This is a genomic window from Micromonospora noduli (genome assembly GCF_003264365.1).
GTDB classification, from domain to species: domain Bacteria; phylum Actinomycetota; class Actinomycetes; order Mycobacteriales; family Micromonosporaceae; genus Micromonospora; species Micromonospora noduli.
In genome coordinates this window covers 1-1655 of sequence record NZ_PYAK01000130.1, presented here as the reverse complement: position 1 = coordinate 1655, position 1655 = coordinate 1, and the positions used below count along the sequence as shown (strand labels likewise).

Below are 1655 nucleotides of genomic sequence, written 5' to 3'. Positions count from 1 at the left end.
GGGGCGGTCGCCGACGCTCCGCTGCCGCCCGGAGACGCGACCACCACCGGACCCCGGCCCAGCGCGACGCCGGGCGCCAGCCGCACCGCGACGGCCGAACCGACCGGGTCCCCCGCCGACGCGACGACCAGCAGCGACCCCGCCCGCACCGGGGCACCGGGCGGCACGCCGACCGGTACGGCCAGCAGCCGACCGACGCCCAGCCGCACCCCGTCGAGCCGACCCAACCCGTACACGGCGGCACAGGCGTGCGGCAGCGGCTACCAGGTGATCGACTCGGCGACGCTGACCGGCGGGGACGGGCAGCGCAAGGGCCGGGTCTTCCTGCTGTACCACGGGGGCACCGGCACCAACTGCGTGGTGACCCTCAAGGACACCGCGGTCGGCACGAAGTCGGCGGCCTCGGCGTACCTGGAGGTGCAGGGGCGGGCGCGCAGCACCGACAGCGGGTCCTTCGACTACTACGCCGGGCCGGTGCGGGCCAGCGCCGCCGGGACATGCGTCAAGTGGGGCGGCTCCACCGGCGGGGTCAGTTACGGCAGCGGATTCGAGCACTGCGACTGAACGACGGGCCGGCAGGCACCGCGACCCTGGGCGGCCTTAAGGTACGGGCATGTCCGTAGACGGGTGGAACACGGTCCTGGTGCTCGGCGGTATCCGGTCCGGCAAGTCCGAGTTCGCCGAGTCCCTGGTCACCGACGCGCCGGTGGTCCGCTACGTCGCCACCGCGCCCGAGGGCGACCCGGAGGACACCGAGTGGGCGACCCGGCTGGCGGCACACCGCGCCCGACGACCGGGCAGCTGGACCACCGAGGAGACCACCGAGGACCCGCGCCGGCTGGCCGACGTGCTCGAGTCCGCCGAGCCCAACGAGATGCTGCTCGTCGACGACCTGGGCGGCTGGGTGACGGTGCTGCTCGACCCGGACCACCAGCCCGCCGACGACGTGGCGACCATCGCCGAGCTGGCCGAGGCGATCCGCGGGTGTGCCGCCCGAGTGGTGCTGGTGAGCCCCGAGGTGGGGCTGTCGCTGGTGCCGACCACCCCGCTGGGCCGGGCGTTCACCGACGCGTTGGGCGCGGCCAACCGCGCGGTCGCCGACGCCTGCGACGCGGTCGTACTGGTCGTCGCCGGTCAGCCGGTCTGGCTCAAGTCGGTCGCCACCGCGACCGAACCGTCCGCTCCCGTCACCGCGACCGAACCGTCCGCTCCCGTCACCGTGACCGCGCCGACGGCTGCCGCCACCGCACCGGTCGTGGCGAGCCTCGCCGACACCGAGCCGACCCCCGAGGTGCAGCTGCCCGACGTGCTGACCCCCACGCCGCCGGCCGCCCCGAGGGCGGAGCCGGGCAACCCGTGGGCCGCGCCGACCATGGCGCTGCCGATGGTGTCCACCGGGCTGGTCATCCAGCCCGGCATGGAGCTGCCGATGCCCGACGAGTACGCCGGCCCGCAGGCGGTCGACCGGCTGGCCACGCTGGACGTACCGGGCGCCGGGCTGGGCGTGCTGGACCGGGTGGTGGGCTTCGCCGCCGCCACCCAGGGCACCTCGACCCCCGCCGCCTGGGGCTCGGTGCGGGTGCTGCTGCTGCACGGCGACCACGCCGGCGGGGCGGCGGCCGGCACCGTCGCCGGTGAGTCGGCGCGCCGCGCCG

At 76.3% G+C, this 1655-nt stretch carries 1 protein-coding gene and 1 pseudogene; both read left to right on the top strand.

Annotated features, from left to right (window positions below):
* Positions 1–564: pseudogene (locus GUI43_RS34150) on the top strand (hypothetical protein); the annotation flags it as partial.
* A gap of 49 nt (positions 565–613) precedes the next feature.
* Positions 614–1655: bifunctional adenosylcobinamide kinase/adenosylcobinamide-phosphate guanylyltransferase (cobU, locus tag GUI43_RS33235; RefSeq protein WP_112700722.1), on the top strand; the 1042-nt coding region annotated here is incomplete at its 3' end.